This is a genomic window from Lysinibacillus sp. TE18511 (assembly GCF_054062295.1).
On record NZ_JBSSFD010000088.1, the window covers coordinates 1 to 3,940 of the forward strand.

General features: G+C 31.0%; 3 protein-coding genes. 2 read left to right on the forward strand and 1 reads right to left on the reverse strand.

Features of this window, described 5'->3' with window-relative positions:
* Positions 1-296: 296 nt before the first annotated feature.
* Positions 297-785, reverse strand: a complete 489-nt coding sequence (locus ACVWXS_RS25775) for a hypothetical protein (RefSeq protein WP_456960668.1) — start codon at positions 783-785, stop codon at positions 297-299.
* 207 nt (positions 786-992) lie between these two features.
* Here ACVWXS_RS25775 and ACVWXS_RS25780 point away from each other — a divergent pair, with 207 nt between their 5' ends.
* Together ACVWXS_RS25780 and ACVWXS_RS25785 are read left to right on the forward strand one after the other, a co-directional pair.
* A complete protein-coding gene (locus tag ACVWXS_RS25780; RefSeq protein WP_456960669.1) occupies positions 993-2,378 on the forward strand; it encodes a hypothetical protein in 1,386 nt (461 codons plus the stop codon).
* A gap of 498 nt (positions 2,379-2,876) precedes the next feature.
* Positions 2,877-3,770: a tyrosine-type recombinase/integrase gene (locus tag ACVWXS_RS25785; RefSeq protein WP_456960670.1), complete on the forward strand. Its 894-nt coding sequence runs from the start codon at positions 2,877-2,879 to the stop codon at positions 3,768-3,770.
* The last annotated feature ends 170 nt before the right edge of the window (positions 3,771-3,940 follow it).

Below are 3,940 nucleotides of genomic sequence, written 5' to 3' on the forward strand. Positions count from 1 at the left end.
TATTTTTTATGAAAAAAATTTAAAGCCGGTGAAATTTTACTGATCGTAAAATTTCACCGGCTTTTTAGTTTAGAGATGGGTTTTGTCCCAGCCTCTTAATCAGCTTCGTATTTGGATGATAGGAGCGTTAAAAGCTTTGAAGCGTCAGGCTGAGAGGATTGCAGAAGCCTGGGAAAATGCTGAGTTGAAAAAGAATATTCTATATAAGGTTTTGGTAAGATGGGGAGTTGAAATTGAATAAAAAAAGTCTGTCACCTCTGATGAGATTGACTGACTTTTTATTTAAAAAGGATTTATTATTGTTCTTTAGTATGATTTTTTAAATCTAGCTGTACTTTTTCCTGTGAAAACTTTGATAGGAATAAATTGATATAATCTTTGAAATTTTTTTGTTCTAAAATAGCCTGTCCATCTAATTCAAAATAATTAATTTGGCATAGAAAATTATAGAAATTCTTATCTGACAACATTTTATTTATAAATAACTTTTTATTCCATAAGTTCGTACTAAAATTTTCTTCGTCAGTAGCACAAGAATTATTCGTTGCAATTATTCTTACAATGCCCAAGATTGTATCAATCATCTCTAAACCTAAATCAGTATTCTTCGGGTGTAATACTGATTCATTAACCCGAAAATTCTCATGTCGATAAATAGAGTGTATATTTAATTCTTCTTTAACATTCTTATGTAGTGCTAGTTCTTCATATTCTCCCGAACGTTCAATAAATAAATTTGCTATCACATCACTAAAGTTCCCATAATCTCTTAAAATCCCATACAAAACTCAATCTGGTATTTTTTTACAGACTATTTTATGTACTATATTCTTATAACGTTTCTTATTTTCATCAATATGATTGTCTTTTTTAAAAGCTACAATATTAATTTCGATATTGGGAATAGGACCTCTTAATGGAATATATTTGTTTTTGACTATATAATCAAATTTTATGGTTTAAGTTGAATATGATTTTATAGGAGTGTAAATTTGGTTGTCACATCACGTAGAAGCAGAAAGAAGTTAGATTTTATTGTTGATTATAAAATGGCTAGGCTGATGTTAAAAAGTGAAGCAATGAAAAATCCAGATTTCAGCTTAATGTTAGACCATTTGAAAAAATATGAAGAATTAACACGAACAGCTTTAAATGAAATGAATTTTGATATATATGTAATATCTGCTTTGATTGAAGAATGTCAAGCAGAGTGGAAGTTTGCTGAATACAAAAATCTCGGAGAGGATTTTAAAGAGAAAAATATTCAGTGCCAACTTTGTGATCAAGAAAGGTTAAAACATATACATACTGTTATGAATAAGGTAAATAAAGAAAAGTTTATTATTGGCAGTAATTGTGCAGCACAATTTGGTGATGATATGAGGAAAATCGCAAAGAATGAAGAACAAGTATATAATCGTATGAAAGCAATGCAAACGATTACTAAAGAATATCCTTATTTACTAGAATACATTGAAAATAATAAATCTACATCTAACAAAACAGTTGTTTTACCTTCAAAGCTTTATACAGATAAGAATGAAGGTATTTTTCAATTGAAGAAAATGGTAGATAAGTATTATAGTTCTCCTACGTCAAAGATATTTACAGAAATTCAAAGGATATGGGGGAGTTTGCAAGAAACTGAAAAACAGATTGATAAACATTTAAATGATTATAAAAGACATTTATTTTTTCCAACAAAAGAAATTACTCATTGGTTGCAGCGAACGAATCAGTCCAGGATAGTTGCGAATATTAGAAAAAACAATGGGTTGATTCCGAAAACAGATTTCTACAAAATCCTGGAGCTAAGTTTTATAAAACAGTTGTTAAATAAGGTGAAAGCGAGTTTAATGGTAAACACTATATATTTTGTCGCTAACAACAACATTTCTAAAAAAATTACCTTCCGTACCTCCTACTTAAAAGATAGTAAGCTTATTCTGGAGGTGGATACACCTGTATTTTTACAGATATATGCGGAGTTACTATTTGATGAACCTTATGAATTAGAGATATATAAACATGAATTATTAAAAGAGAGTGAGATTTCGGTAAAATTCAATTCTATGGGTAAATTATTTTCTAATTATCGAAGCAATTTTGAAAAGATAGGTTATGAGGTTATTACTAATAAGTATGGGAAAGACGATCTAATCTTAAAAGTAAATGATACCTATATCAAATACAATGTTGATAAATTTGCTCGGAATATAAAGAAAAGTTATTTTTCTAATGAAATTCCGAGTGAAGTTGAAATAAGAGTTATTTTAGATAAAAGTTTTGAACGAAGTTTTGATGAAAGACAATGGCAAGTATATCTTGATGTTTCTAAGAACTCAAAAGAGTCCTTCAAAAATAAGTTCGAAGGATAATGCAATTTAAATTAGGAATTTTATAATACATAAGAAACACTAACATGAGCCAATCATGTTGGTGTTTCTTATTCTCATTCAGCTAAAATATGGTTATGTTAGAGCATCTACATTCTCCAAGGATTTGGAAAGTCAATTACATATTTTAAAAATGGAATTGCAATTGAAATTTTCCAAGAAGAGTTTACAGATACAGAAACAGATCGACTACAATTAAATGAACTACTTTTAAAATTAATAAAGGACCTGACATTTTTATTGTACATGCAAGTAGAAGAGGTGTTATCGTCCGCAGATTTGAAAAGTATGATTTGTGTAAAGATTTTATTTTTATTGATGAAGAGAAAAATTTTCAATTGGTTGACTTCATCAACCTTAAAAAATGTTCCTTGTTTAAGGTTGATTATGGTACACTGATTGAAACTTTTGTTCTTAATAGGAGATTCAATTCTACCAAAAGAAAACATTTCAAAAGTTAATCGAGGGGAGAGGAGCTATTTGAAAGAAAATTTAATCTCGCTGCAACAATTTAAAATGAGGCAACGAAAAGATGAAACGCTTCGCTCGATGAAAGTGAAAAAATTAGAGATGTACAAATCCGATTTTAAATTGTTCCAGACATTTTGTGAGCGTTACGTTTTGCGATTAGATTTTGATTCACTGGAAATTTATTTGCATGAATTGATCACACAGCAACAGGTGCGACTCTCAACATTTAATCGACGGATTGCCGGAGTGAAATACTGGTTAATAAATGAGCATGGGTTATACATAACACCTGAACAGGAGGCGCAAGTAAAAATGCTGCGAGGACTGTACGATGAAGAAGCCTACCTTCGCTTAAAACCGATGCGAGGAATTCGAGCTGAAAAGCAAGGGGATGTGTTACGTCTGATTGATCGCTACGATACTAATAAAAAAAGCGATATTCGTAAGCGTGCTATTTGTTTAGTGAATTTGATTACAGCCAACAGGCCGTCGGAAATGGTTAGGTTAAAAGTAAGTGATTTTGATTTAGAGAATCGTACTGTGTATGTAATGATGGTGAAGCAAGCGGAAATGAAAGAAAAACGTCTGACACTTGAATGTGTACAGGCAGTAAAGAAATATATTCAGTCGTGTGAACTGGAGCCAAATGACTATTTTGTCGGTGCAGCTGACAAATGGGGCAATCATACAAGCAGAAAAATTAGTGAAGTGAGCTATAATCAAGCGATACAGAGTTGGCTTGGTTTTGCGCCTTACACATTTCGCAAAACGCAGATTACTGCTATGTATCAAAAGGGAGCAGACATTCCAACGATTGCTAAGCAGTCTGGCCATAAATCCCATCAAACAATTATGGAGCATTATATTAATTTAAGAACGAATGATGTAGATGAGTTTTTATAATGAAAATCAAAGTGAGAAGCTTATTTATAGTTTTGTAAAATTTAATTCAAATTCTATGTCACTAGGTATTCAATTAAACGTAAGCCCGTAATCAAATAACGCATATAAACAACCAGGCACCTCCGGTACGATGATAAATGTATCAAATTAGAGGAGGTGCTTCTTTATGT